Origin of the sequence: Brachybacterium phenoliresistens (genome assembly GCF_039530785.1) — a bacterium.
Lineage (GTDB): Bacteria > Actinomycetota > Actinomycetes > Actinomycetales > Dermabacteraceae > Brachybacterium > Brachybacterium phenoliresistens.
The window spans coordinates 500,043-515,739 of sequence record NZ_BAAAOW010000003.1 but is presented as its reverse complement, the minus strand read 5'-3'; the positions used below and the strand labels follow the sequence as shown (position 1 = coordinate 515,739).

Below are 15,697 nucleotides of genomic sequence, written 5' to 3'. Positions count from 1 at the left end.
CCGCCGAACTGGACGTCAGGACTGCGCAGCCATGACCTTGACGGTCATCTCGTCGCGCATCGCATAGAAGCGCATGTAGTCGACGAGGTACCTCTGCTCCTTCGTGGTCAGGAGGGCGCCGGGGTCGTGAGTCACCTTGTCGCGGGCCAGGAACGCCTCGAGGAAGTGGATCAGGGGATTCGTGCCCTCACCGAAGGTGGGGTAGATCGACAGGTGCGCGAACGGGTAGGCGTTGACCTCGAGAACAACGGGATCGGTGCTGCCGAAGCTGTCCACCATCACGTCGACGCCGCCCGTGGCCATCCCGGGGATCGCGGCGACGGCCCGGACGGCCATCTCCTTGAACTCATCGCTGACCAGATCGGTCACGATCGCCGTCTCGCCGCCGTACGTCGAGTTGGAGATCGAAGTGAGGAGCACGTTCTCGCCTTCGGCTGGCACGGAGTCCAGGGAGAGGCCGGCCCCCGAGAGCTGGGCGTGCATGTTGCGGTTGCGACGGATCGGCTTGTCGTGGAAGAAGCCGCACTTCGAGCGCTCGGCGTTCTTTGCGTCGATGAGGGCGTCGATGGTCGACTCGCCGTCCCCCGTGACATAGGCAGGGATGCGGATCACGGCGTTGTCCAGGCGCCCTTCGATCACGACGGCACGGATCTCGAACCCCGGCACCATCTCCTGCACGATGGCCACTGGATCATGGCCGTAGCTCTTCTGGATCGCAATGCACTCGGCGAAGGTCTCGATGAAGGATTCCTTCCGCACGTTAAGGAAGACGCCCACGCCGAGCGTCAGCGAGTGCGCCTTGATGACGACCTCGGAGTTATCCGCGTACGACTCCGCCAGCGCCTTCTCCGCCTCGTTCTCGCGGTACACGCGGGAACGCGGGATGCGCACGCCCTTCGGCTCGAGGAGGTCGTGCGTGGCGACCTTGTCGTTGCAGATGGCGCTGCTGGTCTTGGAGCAGCTAGGCAGCAGGCGCGTGTGGATGTATGCCAGGCGGGAGCCGTCCTCACGGTGCATCTCGATGAAGGGGTGGCCCTTCTTGTTATGGCGGATGGTGTGGGGGATTCCGAGGGCCTTCACGGCCTCGATGTAGTTGCCCATGATCGTCGTCTCCGACGGTCCGTAGACGTTGCGGGACCGGTCCTTCAGGGCGTCGAGGATGTCGTCGAGGTGCGAGGTCTGCATGATGTCTCCAGGGGCGGGGAAGGGGGGGTCAGGAGTTCTGGACGCCAACGCTCGTGCCGAACGCGCGTCGAGAGGCGATCTTGGCGGTTCCGCCAGACCGGCCGGCGAGCTGACGGACAAGGGAAACGGCCTGTTCGACGGGGCGCTCGTCGCCGGCGAGGAGGACGTCGAACGTGCCGTCGGCGATGCGTCCTACGTCACCGTGCACGTCCTCCCGGTTGAGTCGGGCCAGGATGGCAAGGCGGAGCTTCGGCAGCACGTGTGACGTGGCGGCAATCCGTATCCTGCGCCACGCGGGCTTCGAGATCGAGGGCATCGGCGGCATCTCGATCATGGTGGCGGCGCGAGCTGTCAGCAGACGAGAGGTCTGGTTGAGCGGGAAGTACCAGGACGACGAATGGGGTCGCCGCTTCGTCCCCGGGAAGTAGTGATCGATGATGGCGGCCGGGACATTCCGCTGCGAGCCGTACGCGGGATAGATGTGCCCGCCCAGGCCTGCGGAGGGGTTCAGCTCATTGATGAACACCTGGCTGCCGGGGTCGGAGGGGTCCTCGACAAGGAGGTCTACACCCGCGTGGGAGAGGCCCTCGACGGCGTCGACCGCATCGATCGCGATCTGCTTGATCGATTCCGGGAGGGTGTCCGTGAGGTCCAAGCTGTCGCCGCCCTGAGCGAGGTTGGCGGCCTCCCGGAGAAAGAGGACCTGTCCTTCGTCCGGAACCGTGCTCGCATCGGCGCCCTGCGCAGCGAGGACTCGTTCGGCGTCCGCGTCGATCGCAAGGGCATGGTTTCGAAGATGCGGGTTCCCGCGACGAACCGCCGTCTTCTCCGCGACCAGCTCCGCCACGGTCGACGATCCGTCGCCCGTGACGTTCGCCGGCTCGGCGAGCGTCACAGCGACGACCTGCCGACCTACCACGAAGACACGCAGCGCTCCGCCTCGGATGTGCTGCTCCACGACGATGTCGTCGCATCCCAGCGTGGTGACCAGATGCTCGAGCGCGGCGTCGAACTGCTCTACGGATTCGAGCTTCGGGAAGACGCCCCGTCCCTTCGCCCAGGAGTTCGGTTTGAGGCAGACAGGGAATCCGAGGGACTCCGCATACGCGCGCACGGCTCGCAGATCGATGTCTCCGGTGAAGCTCCGGCCCTGGGGCGTCGGCAGGCCTGCGGCGAGCAGCAGGTCCCGGGTCGCGTGCTTGTCGTCGCTCTCGCGGGCGATGCGGTCCTGGACGGCACCGCTCAGGCGGGTCTGCCGGAACTCGCGGCGGCTCTGTCCGTCGGTGATCACGTAGCGGGCTTCAGGGCCCAGGGAGACGGTCAGACCTCGCCGCCATGCTTCGAGCGGCACAAGTGCCCACAGACTGTTCGAGAGGGAGAAGAAGGGCGTGCTGAGATCGTCCCAGGCGTGGATGTCGCTGTTCTTCATCGTCGGGTCTCCTCGGCGATCGTCATCGGGCGGCGCGCCACCAGTCGAGCGCACGGTGCAGGTGGAATCGGAACTCCGGTGGTGTCATCACACCGTGTCCTTCTTTCTCGCCGTCGTACGGGGAGAACCACCGGCGACCCGAAGGTGGGCCATCGGGCGACGGAGTCGAGCCGAGCGCGGTGTAGAAGGGGACGTAGTGGTTCTCGATGTAGTACGGGTCGCTCGTGCTCTGCGTGTAGTACACGAAGTTGCGGGGCCGGAAGCTGGCGTAGTGCTCGGGCATGCTGAATCGCTCAGGGAAGGCGTCGATCAGGCGTTCCTGGTCCCAGTCCTTCCACACGAGCCCGAAGTAGGTGCGCTTGGCGTTCGGCAGGCTGTTGCGAATGCTCGTCGCCGGGGACTGCACATAGGCGAGGGAGCCCGGCAGCATCGCCGAAGCGCGGAGGGCGGCGAAGCCGCCGCCGGAACCGCCGATGAAGACGACGTGCTTCGCCCCGGTCCGGGCCTGCGCCCTTTCGATGGCGAGCAAGATATCGGCCAGGGGGTCCCATCCCGGGCCTCCGCAATACCAGCCCAGCAGGAGATTTCGCTGGCTGTCCAGCAGGAGTGTCGGGTCCGCGAAGGCCAGATGAGAGGGGAACTCGTGGTGCAGCGAGGTCACCCTCTCGAACTTCGGGTAGATGTTCTTGTCTCGGCGGTTCGCGCCGTGGAAGGTCACCGCGATCTCGTCGGACTTCGTCAGCCGGGCGTAGAAGTCGAGTCTTCGACCGTGCCGCAGTGCCACCGTGTGGAGCGCGGTCGGTCGCGACTGGAACCGCAGAGACGTGATCGACCGCTGGTGGATGACCGGGAGCTGGAAGTGGGGTTCGTATGACTCCATGAGTCCGGTGGCCGGGTTCTTCTTCAGGGTGGCCACGTCGTCAGAACCCCATCGCAGAGGTGGTCGAGAGCAGTCGCTCCGTCATCGTTCTGTACACCTCGTCGACGTAATGGAAGGGGGCGCGGTCCCACTTGTGGCGGGCCGCCGCGGTGAGCGCTTCAGCAGGGGTGGAGACGACGGGAACGCCGGCGGCCGTGATCGACGAGGTCATCCGCGCCAGATGCTCGTTCAGGAATGTCTCGGTCGGGGAGAACGGGGCCCCGGTGTCGTCCTGTTCCGCCCAGCGGGTGTCGTTCAAGATGAGGCGGTCGAGAAGGTCGAGGTCGGCCAGGTGTCCGAGAAAACGGTCGAGGGCGGAGTTCCACATGCGGCGGTGGTCGGGGTCGGCCGTGGTGATGATCTCTCCGAGGGTGCCCTTGAAGAGATTCTCCTTCTCGAAGTTCCGCAGGCGTGTCACCCAGCCTCCCCCGGGCAGTGACTGCACGCCGTTGCGCTCGTCGGTGAGGTCCCACAGGATCACATCGTAATCATCACGGGCAGCATCGAGCGCAGGAATGATCGAGGACTCGATGTCGCCGCGAAGCATGCGACGCTGGAACGAGGATTCGATCTGGCTGAGGCGCCACTGATCGATGTCCCCGGCCGGCGAGGTGGCGCTGATGAGGGACTGCCGGGCGATGTACCCGGCCATCTCGAGCTGGTCAGGATCCCAGAAGTCGACGGCGTCGCGAGTGACGCAGGACCCGTAGATGAAGATGCGCGTACTCATCGCCAGAGCCCCTTGGTGTCGATGACGACCTTCTCCTGCAGCTTCTCGCGGTCGAAGCCCTTGAAGTCGTCGTGGTCGACCAGCAGCAGCACGATGTCGGCGCGGGAGACGGCGTCCTCGAGCTCGGTGAGCTCCGCGTTCGCTCGGTCGTCGAAATCTGGGGGCAGCTGGTCGATGTTGGGCTCGACCACGAGCACGGTGCCGTGGTCCAGCCGATCGGACAGGGCAATGGCGATGTCCTTGGACGGGGACTCGCGCAGGTCGTCGATGTTGGCCTTGAAGGCGATGCCCAGGGCGGCGACGACGGGGTCCTTCAGGCGGTTCGCACGCTCGAGGACCTTCTCGATCACCAGCTTCGGCTTGGAGTCGTTGACGTTGCGCGCGGTCGCGATGAGCTTCGCGTGCTCGCGCTCCGCGGAGACGATGAACCACGGATCCACCGCGATGCAGTGGCCGCCCACGCCGGGGCCCGGCTGGAGGATGTTCACGCGCGGGTGGTGGTTGGCCAGCTCGATGAGCTCCCACACGTCGATGCCCTGGCGGTCGGCGATGATCGACAGCTCGTTGGCGAAGGCGATGTTCACGTCGCGGAAGGCGTTCTCGGTGAGCTTGGCCATCTCGGCGGTGCGGGCATCCGTGAGCATCAGCTCTCCGTGGCAGAACGTGGCGTACAGGTCCCGGCAGAGGGTCGCTGCCTCCGGCGTGGTGCCCCCGATGATGCGGTCATTCTCGACCATCTCGACCATGATGCGACCGGGAAGCACGCGCTCGGGGGCGTGCGCGAGGTAGATCGAGTGCGGACTCCCCGCAGATGGTGTGAGGTCCGGGCGCTCGCCGAAGACGATCTCTCCCATTCGTTCCGTTGCTCCGGGCGGCGACGTGGACTCGAGGACCAGAAGCTCCCCGCCTGTGAGGTGGGGAGCGATGCCACGCGCGGCGGCTTCGATGTAGGAGAGGTCGGCGTCGTGGTCTCCCGTGAACGGGGTGGGAACGGAGACGATGTACGCGTCTGCGGACGGTGTCGTCGACTGCGCTCGGAGTCGTCCTTGTGCGACGACCCCTGCAAGGACCACGCCGAGGCCGTCCTCCACGAACGGGAGCTCACCCGCGTTTATCTGCGCGACGCGGGAGGCGTCGGTATCCACGCCGATCACCTGCAAGCCGGACTGGGCGAAGACGGCGGCGGTCGGCAGCCCGATGTACCCCAGCCCGATCACGCACAGCGTCCTGACAGTGGGTAGCGGGGTCACGGTCGGGCTCCTTCATTAGGGGACCACCGGCCGAGGGACGAAGAGGGCATGCGCCCGGTGATCACGGTGCTGGGGGCGGGCGGCGGTTGGGCACCACCTTATCGCCCGGACGAGGCGCGGCGAGCTGCGGAGGATCATTTCGGCGAGGGCTCGAGCGCCAGCGTGAAGGAGGATCCGGCGCGCTCCCGGACCGTCGCAGTGATGCCGGTGCTTCGATCGCTGGGGTCGAGGGAGATGTCTTGGGCGTCGATATCTTCGTGCGTGACGATCGTCCACGTGCCACTGATGCGCAACGTGATGGAATCCAACTGCTGCGTAGGCTCCACGATGGTCAGTCTCAGGTCCCCCCGGCGGTGCTCTATGAGCAGGAGCACAGCGGTGGAGCATTGGATCTTGAGTCCCTCCGCGCATGTGATCGTAGAGGGCTTCCACACGGCTGCCGCTGTGGTGCGGGCATCGGAGAGTCCTACGACCTGTGCGGTCCCGTCGTTCCGGAGAATCGTCGGCGCCTGTGCTCGAGAAGCCTTCGCGGCGACTCTCCGCGTCTCGGCTTCCGAAGCACCCGGCAGGAGCATCCATGCTCCTGACGTGGCGGTGTGGATCAGGTCCAAGGTCACCCAGGTCCTCGTGATCCGATTTTCGGGTTCGATCTCTGCGACGGAGCGCTCGACCTGACGCGAACTGCCGATGCGTCGAGATGTCGCCGCCGTGAGCTGGCCGTCGCCGAGGATCAGATAGCCCCCTGTCCCTTCGAGGTGTGCCCAGCTCGCGCTTGTTGCTGTCAGCTCTCGAGTCACTCTCTTTCCATCGACGACGATGCGGTGACGGGAGTTCTCGCCCAGCATCCGATTCTCGATCGTCGTCACCGCGGGACCGTGCTCGGTCTCGATGTCGCTGATCAGCTCCACCAGCTTGGAGGAGTCGGCCACGCTGAAGCGGCGGCAGTTCGGGACATCGCCGTCGAGCCCCGTCTGATGCATGGCGGCGACACTGACTTCGCCGCCCACCATGCCCGCAGTCCAATCATTAGCAGGGCGCCGTGATCCATCCTCCGCCGTCCGTCGAGGGTGAAGGGCGAAGCGATGATTCGTCGTTCCTGGGGGGCGGGAGTAGTCAAGGGTCGCCCAGAAGCCGTCATTGAAAGGCTCTGGATCGCCATCGACGAAAAGGTAGCGCATGGCGTTCCCTGTTCGGGATCCCCAGATGTTCTCCGTGTCGGAGCACTCGTAGGCGGAGACCCGACTGCTCGCCATCGCGACCCCCGCCGTCCATCCGGCGGCACGATGGACGAGACGGTCCATGGAAGGGAAGTACACGGACCTCTGCGGGGGAGGATCTGCGGGAAGCGAGGGAGCCAGGGATTCAAGGGCGAGGGCGCCGACCACGTCGGGACCCGCTAGCAGGTCGATCCCGGAGGGGGCGGAAGCCCACCCTGCGAGAGTGCTGAGCCATCTGTCCCGCACCTCGGCAGGGGCAGTGCTGGAGAGCTCCGCTATCGATGCCATGACGGTCCTACCTGTCGTCGAACCGTTGGTGCGGACCCGGGATACGGCTCTGCCTCGCACGAGGTCGAGGACATGGCCATTGACGATCACCGGGAGGAAGGCGCGGTCGACGAGGTCGTGCAGTGCATCCATGCGGGGGAGGCTGGCCGACGTGCCGGAGACGAGGCTGCTGAGCAGTGCGACGTCTCGCAGCAGCTCCACTCCGTACGATCCTGTGTACGGGACCGATAGATGTTGTATGAAGCCGGCGTCAGGGTGGAACCCGTCGCCCGTGGATGTCGTGGACCATGCTTCGCTGATCGCCTCGGCGCAGTCCTCGAGCTGCTCCGACGAGTGCTTGAGAACTGCCGATATCATCACGGGTCTTGCGGTGTTGACGCGATTGGCTCCGGTGCTCTCGGTATCCGAGATTGCGCTGCGTCGGACGTCCGGAATGAAATAGGCGATCGCCTCGAGCGCGTCGTCCGCCATCGATTGGGGGAGATCCTCGAGCATCAGGCAGATCGTATCGGCGAGGGGGCGGGGAGTTCCGATCTCCCAATCCCACCAATTGCCGAAGGGCTGAGCTCCGCTGTGGTATCCAGCGGCGATCAGTCGAGACAGGCCACGTTCGATCTGCTGCTTCACCGCGGGTTCTCGGTACCATCGGGAACCAGGGGTCGACCACGCGCGTCCCATCGCAGAGAGCCGTGTCGCTGTGCCGGAAAATGCTCTGGAGTCCCCGCCGCGCAGGTCATAGGCTGCGAACGCTTCGTGATTCTGGGATCTGGAAGCATCTCTCACGTAGTTGTCCACGGAGGCGTCGAGCTGCTCGAGGCGATCGAGCGCATGTGGTCCCGCGCTCGGAAGTCTCGCGCGCCCCGTGAGGAGCTCGATCCAACGCTCCCGCAGGTCAGTGGGCTTCGCAGGCAGGGGGGTATAAGCAGTGGGCGTAGGTAGCGCGAAGGCTCCGGCGGTGACGGCGGCTCCTGCGAGGAGGAGGGTCCGTCGGGAGTACTGCCGAGGGGCGGGCTTGCGGGAGCCTGCGTCGGAGTTCACGGTGGAACACGATAGCGTGGGCTTCTGAACTGCGGGAACACCGCGCTCTCCGACGAAGCCGGGAATCGACCCTCAGACCATCGTGCGAGCGAGATTCTCTCCGAGCCATGCGACGTCGGCGCTCGCAAGCAGCTCTCGCTCGGCCACGTCCCAGGAGCGCGCAGCGACCCAGCACCAGCTGCAGATGTCCGTCCCGCTGCTGCGCCACCTGAGCTAGCAGATGCGAGACCTGCTCGGGACGGTTGGTCGCGGCGAGCAGGGTCACCGTGGGCAGCGCGAGAGGCCCCGCTCCCGGGCCCGAGTCGATGGCCGCGGCGGCAAGCACCGTTCATCCGCCGTTCACCGACCCTGGCCGACCGGCCGCTCGGGCCATGGGCGGCACGGCCTCGCGGGACCCGCTCAGCCGCCGGCCTCGGCGGCTCCTCCCTGGTCCGAGGCCCCGCCGCTGTCGGAGGGCGCGGCTTCGGCGACGGGTGCGAACCGCAGCAGCAGCGTGCTGCCCGGGGTGCTCGCCACGCTCAGCGGCGCCCCGCGCCCCAGCGGTGCCTGCGCGAGGGCGCCGGCCGGGGCGGCGGGCGCTCCGAGCCGGGATTCCGGGGCCTCCAGGGAGTCGCCCGCCAGGAGGGAGCCGTCCGTGAGGGTCCAGGCCGTCGGCGCGGCGGCGTCGAGGCCGCCGGGGGCGCTGAGCTGCACGGGGACCGGCGCCGCGCCCTCCGGGTCGCGCAGGTCCACGATCATCACGCCCAGCGTCCCGTCGTCGCCGAGGACCGCGTGCACCATGATCCGGCCGTCGCCGCTGACCGCGGGGGCGAGCACCGTGCCCGCGGGCAGCTGGGCCAGCTGCAGCAGCGCCAGGAAGCTGGTGCGGCCGCGCAGCAGCTCGCCGGGCCGGTCCAGGGAGCCGGTCGCGCAGACCGGGCTCATGGGGGCGCCGCCCTGGCAGGCCTGCAGGGTCGCGTGGAAGGCCAGGCGCTCCACGCCCGACTCCGCCGCGGTGAGGGCGTAGTCCCCGCTCCACAGCGCCTGCGCATGCGTGCGGGAGGTGGCGTTGGTGCCCGGGCAGGAGGTCGGCCCCGTCTCCTCCATCCACAGCGGCAGGTCGTGCTGCTCGGCGACCTGCGCCCCCATGCCGATGAGCTGCCGGGCGCGCTCGCGCAGCGCCGGGGAGGTGAGGTCCTCGACCGTCGGGTTCGCGATCGAGGAGGCCGGGCCGGTGCAGTCCCACAGCGGATACCAGTGCATGGTCAGCGCCCGCTGGTGCGGGATCCCGGACTCGGCGAACGCCCGCCACCACGGGGCGTCGTAGGCGCCCGGCCCGGCGATCGGCGTGCCGGGGGCGACGGCCTCGATCGCGGCCGAGTGCTCGGTGAGCGCGGCCCGGTAGGCGTCGGTGTCCCAGCTGTCGTCCCGCACGGCCAGCTGCGGCTGGTTGGCGTGGAAGAAGCCGTTGGGCTCGTTGCCGATCGACACCGCCAGCAGGCGCCGGCCGAAGGCCTCCCGGGCGTGGGCGGCCATGTCCGCGGCGCGCTGCGGGTCGTCATGGCCCAGGTCCAGGGTGATCGTCACCGAGGCGTCCGCCGCCTCCGCCGCCGCGGCGACCCGCTGCAGATCGGCCGGCGTGACGGTGGCCTCCGCCCAGTCCGGGGCGCTCTCCCCGCTCGAGGTCCACCACATGCGCCGGTCCACGCTGTTGCCGCCGAAGCGCAGCACGGGGGAGTCCAGCGCCTCCAGCGTCTCGTCGAGGTTGGAGGACTCCGAGCCCCACAGCGGGGAGGCCAGGTCCGTCGCCTCGAAGCTCAGGCCGATGCTCCCGTCCCAGCGCTGCGCCCCCTCGGGGACGGCGAAGGACGCGGTCACCGGCTCCGCGGTGGAGGCGGCGACGTCGGGCAGGGCCAGCGGCCCGGGGTCCGGGTCGTAGCCGGGGGCGTCGAGCTCGTCCTGCGGCCGCGGGGACGGCGACGCCGAGGGGGACGCCGACCCTCCGGGGCCCGGGAGGAGGCCGTCGCGGGCATCGGGCAGGCCCACGACCACCGCTGTGACCAGCAGGACGGCCACGACGAGCGCGGCCGGGACGACGAGCCGGGTGCGCGAGCGCCGGCGGGCATCGGCCATCGTCAGATCATCACGTGCGCGTCGTTCGTCCCGAACCAGGCGACATCGGCCGAGGCGAGCAGCTCGCGGTCGCCCGCGGTCCAGGAGTGCTGGGCGACCTGGCCGCGCTGCTGGACGAAGTTGAAGCGGTCCGCGGAGTAGATCGTCCCGCCGCCGTCGATCACGGCCTGCAGGAACGCCGTGTCCTCCCCGCGGGAGACGTCCTCGAAGGGATGCGCGGCGAAGACCTCCCGACCGGCGGTGAGGGTCGGGCCCATCACCCGGTCGGTGTACCGGTGCTCCATCCAGGGGAAGCGCAGCAGCGTGGCATCGGGCCCGGCCAGATGCATGTAGTGCGCGTGCTTGCCCACCACGTCCGCGCCGGAGAACTCCCGGGCCTGCAGCAGGTCGTGCAGGTACCAGGGTCCGTAGAGGTCGTCGTCGTCCATCTTCGCCAGCACGGCCCCCTCCGCGCGAGCGACGGCGGCGTTCAGGCAGGCACCCAGGGTCCAGGCCGGGTCGCCGGCGAGGACTTGCAGGTCGCGGATCCCCGCCGCCTCGGCGGCGGCCGCGTCCACGCCGCCGGCGGCGTCGAAGCCGTGCGTGACCAGGATCAGCTGCACCTCGACGTCGCGCTGGCGGCCCACCTGGCCCAGCAGGTGCGCGATCTGCTCGGGGCGGTTGGTCGCCGCGAGCACGCTGACCGTGGGCAGCGAGGCCGCACCGGGCAGCCCCCGCGGATCGCGCCTCCCGGTGACCTGCACGGCGTCCAGCACCGTGCGGGCGCGGTGGGTGTAGGTGTGCTCGCGCCAGATCCTCCGCTGCGCGCGGTGCACGGCGCGGTCCCGCAGCTCGCCCGAGCGCACCAGGGCCCGCACCACCTGGCCGGCCTCTTCGCGCGTGGCAACCACGGGGACCTCGTCGTCCTCGAAGAACTCGCCGATCGCGGGGGAGGGGGTGGAGACCACCGGTGTGCCTGAGGCGGTGATCTCGAAGATCCGCCGGGCGCACATCGACGGGCTCGTGACCACCGAGTTGACGTTGAGGAAGACCTTGTACGCCTTGTAGGCGGTGAGCATCTGCGAGTAGGCGAGGGAGCCGACGACTCGATCGGCGAGCTCGCCGGGGAACTGGTAGTTCTCGTCGTCACCCAGGAAGCGGGAGAAGATCTCCAGCCCCGTGCCCATCCGCGGGGAGACGTCCAGCGCCCCGCCCAGCAGCAGGTCCATCTGCTCGCGGCGCTCGGGGAACTTGTGGGCGAAGTACATCCCCGCGAAGGCGACGTCGCGGGCCTGGTGCCCGTTCTGTGGGCGCACCGGGTTGTGCACCGCGGACTGCGCCGCGAACGGCAGCACGTCCACCCGTTCGTGGCCCAGCTCCTCGCGGTACCGCGGCAGCAGCGTCACATCGGTCGTGAAGACCTGGTCGAACAGGCGCGCCGTCTCCCGGAAGTCCTCGAAGTGCGGGGGATCCTCCTTGTTCCAGAACACGGTCGGGATGCCCTGCTCGCGGCAGTGCGCCACCAGCTCCCGCAGCGGCGCCGAGGGGGCCTTCGAGCCGGTCAGCTGGTACTGCCAGGCATCGGCGTTGCCGTGCCAGGCCGACTCCACCAGCAGCAGGTCCACCGGAGCCTGCGCGAGCTGCTCGCGCCAGCCCTGCGGGGTCACGGCCACGGTCTCGAACTCGTAGCTCCAGGCCAGCATCGAGAAGTCGTCGAGGATCACGGCGGCGCGCAGGCCCTCGAAGCGCGGGGGGCGCTGCGGCATCACGGCCGCCTCGAAGGACAGCGGCCCGCCGTCCTGCTGCGTGCCCGAGCCGTCGGCGGTGGTGGCGCGGATCCGCCGGCGCTGCTGCCACGTCCGCAGCTGGGGGACGCCGCCCTTGCGCAGGTGCCACAGGGCGGTGCGGGCGGTGCGGAGAGGCGACTCCGGCGTCCGGCCGGAGGAGCCGGGGGGCTGCGCTGACATGCGAGAGGACCTCGAGGCGATGGGCGGGGCAGGGACGGGCACAGCCTACGTCGTCCTTCGCCGGGGCCAGGGCAGATCCTCGGGCCGACGCCTGGACGCGGAGCCTCCCGTGTGATGGGCTCGCGGTCATGGATCCGAGACCCGACCTGGACGCCTCCCCGTCGCCCGAGGCCCCGCCGCGCGCGAGCCGCCCGGTCGAGGCGCGCCCGTTGCCGCGCACCGACCTCCTCTGCAGCCCCCTGACCCTGGGCACCTCCGGCCTCGGCGCCGGCACCGTGCCCGGGAGCCCGGAAGAGGCCCGGGCCGTGGAGCTGGCCGCCGCGATGCTGCACGGCCCCTACGCGCTGATCGACACGTCCAACGCCTACGCGGGCGGCCGCAGCGAGGCCGTCCTCGGCCTCGCCCTGCGGGAGGCGGGCATCGGCGACGGCCGCGCGATCGTGACCAAGGTCGACGCCGATCCCGAGACCGGCGCCTTCGACCGCGATCGCGTGCTGCGGTCCTTCGAGGAGAGCCGGGCACGGCTCGGGGTCGACACGATCGGCCTGCTGCACCTCCACGACCCGTACGGGATCAGCGTCGAGCAGGGCATGGCCGAGGACGGCCCGGTCGCGGGCCTGCAGGAGCTCAAGGAGCAGGGCGCGGTCGGGGCCATCGGCATCGCGGCCGGGAAGCTCGACCTGATGCACCGCTACGTCGGCACGGGCGCCTTCGACGTGGTGCTGAACCACAACCGGTACACGCTCGCCGATCGCAGCGCGACGGCCCTGTTCCAGGAGGCGGGCGAGCGCGGCATGGGCGTGCTGAACGCCGCCCCGTTCGGCGGGGCGCTGCTGGCCAAGGGGTCCGCCAGCGGAGCCACCTACGCCTACCGGCAGCCCCCGGCGGAGCTGGTGGACTGGGTGCGGCGCGTCGAGGAGCTCTGCGCCCGCCACGGGATCACCCTGCCGGCGGCGGCGCTGCAGTTCTCCCTGCGCTCGCCGCTGGTGCACTCCACGGTGGTCGGGATCTCCTCCGCAGAGCGCATCGCCCAGCTGGAGCAGATGCGGGGCACGGCGGTGCCGGGCGCGTTCTGGGAGGAGCTGGACGGGCTGGGCCTGCCCGCCACCGGCACCCGGTAGCGCGCCGTCGCCGCGGAGCGCCGGGGAGCCGCCGCGAACGTGCGATCCGCCATGCGGAGCCCTCGCGCGCGGGCGCGTGCGGGTACTCTGAGGCCCGCTTCCGCCCGCCCCCTGGAGGAGATCCGTGACCGCTCAGCCGACCGCCAGCGCCCGCCCTGCGCGCGTCGCCGTGTACGGCAGCTGCGTCGCCCGGGACACCGTCGAGGCCGCAGGCGAGGGGCAGATGAGCATCCAGGTCTACGTGGCGCGCCAGTCCCTGCTCTCCGCGGGCAGCGACGCGAGCAGCCATTTCCCGGCCGATGCGCCCATCGACTCCGCCTTCCAGCGCCGCATGATGGTCTCCGACTTCGCCGGCGACCTGCGCACCCACCTCGAGGCCGTCGCCGAGGACGTCGACGTGCTGCTGTGGGACCTCGTCGACGAGCGCCACGGCGTGCACGAGTACCCCGACGGGACCGTCGTCACCCGCAGCATCGATCTGGTGTCGGTCCCGGAGGCGCTCGCCGCCGTCGAGGACGCCCGCCACATCCCCTTCGGCAGCGACGAGCACTTCGCCCGCTGGACGGAGCGGGCCGATGCCTTCATCGCCGCCCTCGAGGAGCACGGGCTGCTCGCGCGGACCGTCGTGCTGCAGGTCCCGTGGGCGCTGATCACCGTCGCCGGCGAGCCGACCCCCTGGTCGATGGGCGTCCCCGCGCGCGAGGCGAACGAGTCCTACCGGCGCTACTACCAGCACCTGCGCGATCACGGCCTGCGGATCCTGGAGCTGCAGCCCCTCGCCGTGCTCGCGGATCCCGAGCACCGCTGGGGGTTGGCGGCCTTCCACTACACGCCCGAGGTGTACCAGGAGATCATCCGGCGCCTCGCGCTCGAGTTCGCAGTGCCGATCCCCGGGATCGACCCGGACACGGACCCGGAGACCGACGCCGCCTGAGCGACGCCGTATGAGCGGCGCCGCCGCACGGCGATCGAGCATGCCGTTCGAGGACTCCGCTCGGAGGCTCAGTCTCGCAGCGCGCGCCGGCCCGACCACAGCGCGAGGCCGCCGCCGATGACGGCCAGGGCGATGCCCACCAGCCCCAGGCGCAGGTCCACGCCCGTGTTCGCGAGCTCGCCGGGCTCCTGGGAGCCGGCCGACGCCCCGGTCTCATCGGGCGCGGGAGAGGTGGTCGCGCCCGAGCCCTGCTCGGCGCCGAGCAGCTCGGCGATGGCCGAGGCCATGCCCACGCCCGAGGCGGGACCGGCCGTCGCGGAGCCGGCGGGGGAGCTCGGCTCCTCGGACGGGGTCTGCGGGGCCTCGGTGTCCTGGTCGTCCTCCGGATCGGTGGTCGCCTCGTGATCGACCGGCACGGTCGTGGTCTCGGGGGCGGTCGGCTCCGGCGAGGGGGTCGTGGTCGGCTCCTCGGTGGGCGTCTCGGTCTCGCCCTCGGTGGGCTCGGTCGAGGGATCCGGGGCCGGCGCGGACGTCGAGCCGTCCGTGGGCTCCCCGGAGGTCTCCGGGTCCGTCGGCGCGGTCGAGGGGTCCTCGCTCGGCGCGGTCGACGGGTCCTCGGTGGGCTCCTCGGTCGTGGGCTCGCCCGAGGTGGGCTCCTCGGTGGGCTCCTGCGTGGTGGGCTCGCCGGAGGTCGGCTCCTCGGTGGGCTCCTGCGTGGTGGGCCCGCCCGAGGTCGGCTCCTCGGTGGGCTCTGCCGTCGGCTCGTCCGTCGGCTCCTCGGTGGGGTCCTCCGTCGGGTCCGTCGGCTCGGACGGCTCCGACCCGGCGACGGTGACGGTGGCGTAGGCCTGGTCGGCCCCGGCGGTGAGGATCAGGCGGTACTCGCCGGGCTCGTCGAGGGTGACGGGCGTGCTCACCTGACCGCGGGAGTTCGAGGTGGTGGAGAACGAGGAGACCGAGGGCCCTTCGACGTCGACGCGCACCGCCGTGCTCGCGGGGAAGCCGCAGCCGGTCAGCTCGGTGCTCTCCCCGGGCGCGATGGTCGAGGGGGAGACGGAGGCGCTGGGGTTCGAGCACACATCGGGCAGGTCCGCGGGCGCCACGGCACCTGCCGTGGGCGCATGCTCGACGATCGCCACGGTGGCGGGGACCCCCGCGCAGGCGGCCACCAGCACGAGGCCGGCGCCGAGGCGGGCGAAGGGCGGGCGCGGTCGCGTGAGCACGATCCGTACTCCTCGGGGTCGTGGGGGAGAGGACCCTCGGCCACCGTCCGCCGCGTGGTCCTCGCGGAGGGACGATCGGCCCGGAGCGCGCACGCGGCTCGTGCCGCGCGGACGGCACCGTGCCACCCAGGAAATCCTCCGTACACTCTAGAGGTCGGCGTCCCGACGCTGAACCTGGTCGTCACCAGGGCCACACCAAGTCTTCGTCAACTCCTGCCGCCTGCGGCAGGGCCGGCGGAGCCGGTGCGGCAGCCTCGCCGGGCCCGCCCGGCATCGCCGCGGCCGCGGCCCGCACGTCCGTCCCT

Annotated in this window: 11 protein-coding genes; 2 read left to right on the top strand and 9 right to left on the bottom strand. The window is 70.1% G+C overall.

Features of this window, described 5'->3' with window-relative positions; genetic code table 11:
- Positions 1-15: 15 nt before the first annotated feature.
- From ABD234_RS09900 to ABD234_RS09865, 8 genes are all read right to left on the bottom strand, one after another.
- Positions 16-1,185: an ATP-grasp domain-containing protein gene (locus ABD234_RS09900; RefSeq protein WP_344355688.1), complete on the bottom strand. Its 1,170-nt coding sequence runs from the start codon at positions 1,183-1,185 to the stop codon at positions 16-18.
- A 28-nt stretch (positions 1,186-1,213) separates the two neighbouring features.
- A complete protein-coding gene (locus ABD234_RS09895) occupies positions 1,214-2,614 on the bottom strand; it encodes a hypothetical protein (protein WP_344355686.1) in 1,401 nt (466 codons plus the stop codon).
- A gap of 22 nt (positions 2,615-2,636) precedes the next feature.
- A complete protein-coding gene (locus ABD234_RS09890; RefSeq protein ID WP_344355684.1) occupies positions 2,637-3,530 on the bottom strand; it encodes an alpha/beta hydrolase in 894 nt (297 codons plus the stop codon).
- A gap of 4 nt (positions 3,531-3,534) precedes the next feature.
- Positions 3,535-4,263, bottom strand: a complete 729-nt coding sequence (locus tag ABD234_RS09885) for a DUF6270 domain-containing protein (RefSeq protein WP_344355681.1) — start codon at positions 4,261-4,263, stop codon at positions 3,535-3,537.
- Positions 4,260-5,513: a UDP-N-acetyl-D-mannosamine dehydrogenase gene (gene wecC / locus ABD234_RS09880; RefSeq protein ID WP_344355678.1), complete on the bottom strand. Its 1,254-nt coding sequence runs from the start codon at positions 5,511-5,513 to the stop codon at positions 4,260-4,262. Before wecC ends, ABD234_RS09885 begins: the two co-directional genes overlap by 4 nt.
- Positions 5,514-5,647: 134 nt before the next feature.
- The gene (locus tag ABD234_RS09875; RefSeq protein ID WP_344355861.1) at positions 5,648-7,801 is read right to left on the bottom strand and encodes a polysaccharide lyase family 8 super-sandwich domain-containing protein; all 2,154 of its coding nucleotides are present in this window, start codon (positions 7,799-7,801) and stop codon (positions 5,648-5,650) included.
- Between the two features lie 654 nt (positions 7,802-8,455).
- The gene (locus ABD234_RS09870; protein ID WP_344355675.1) at positions 8,456-10,168 is read right to left on the bottom strand and encodes a hypothetical protein; all 1,713 of its coding nucleotides are present in this window, start codon (positions 10,166-10,168) and stop codon (positions 8,456-8,458) included.
- Between the two features lie 2 nt (positions 10,169-10,170).
- On the bottom strand, positions 10,171-12,114 hold the full coding sequence (locus ABD234_RS09865; RefSeq protein WP_344355672.1) for a glycosyltransferase family protein: 1,944 nt from the start codon (positions 12,112-12,114) through the stop codon (positions 10,171-10,173).
- Positions 12,115-12,242: 128 nt separating this feature from the next.
- On the opposite strand from ABD234_RS09865, the gene ABD234_RS09860 reads away from it, so the two are divergent.
- Both ABD234_RS09860 and ABD234_RS09855 read left to right on the top strand, forming a co-directional pair.
- Entirely contained in the window at positions 12,243-13,235 is a 993-nt protein-coding gene (locus tag ABD234_RS09860; RefSeq protein WP_084148403.1) for an aldo/keto reductase, read from the top strand.
- Positions 13,236-13,359: 124 nt separating this feature from the next.
- Positions 13,360-14,169 carry a DUF6270 domain-containing protein gene (locus tag ABD234_RS09855; protein ID WP_051486717.1) on the top strand — a complete coding sequence of 270 codons (810 nt, stop codon included), beginning with the start codon at positions 13,360-13,362 and terminating at the stop codon, positions 14,167-14,169.
- A gap of 68 nt (positions 14,170-14,237) precedes the next feature.
- Here ABD234_RS09855 and ABD234_RS09850 read toward each other — a convergent pair whose 3' ends face one another.
- Complete coding sequence (locus ABD234_RS09850) at positions 14,238-15,392, bottom strand: hypothetical protein (RefSeq protein ID WP_344355667.1); 1,155 nt, start codon at positions 15,390-15,392, stop codon at positions 14,238-14,240.
- Positions 15,393-15,697 lie beyond the last annotated feature (305 nt).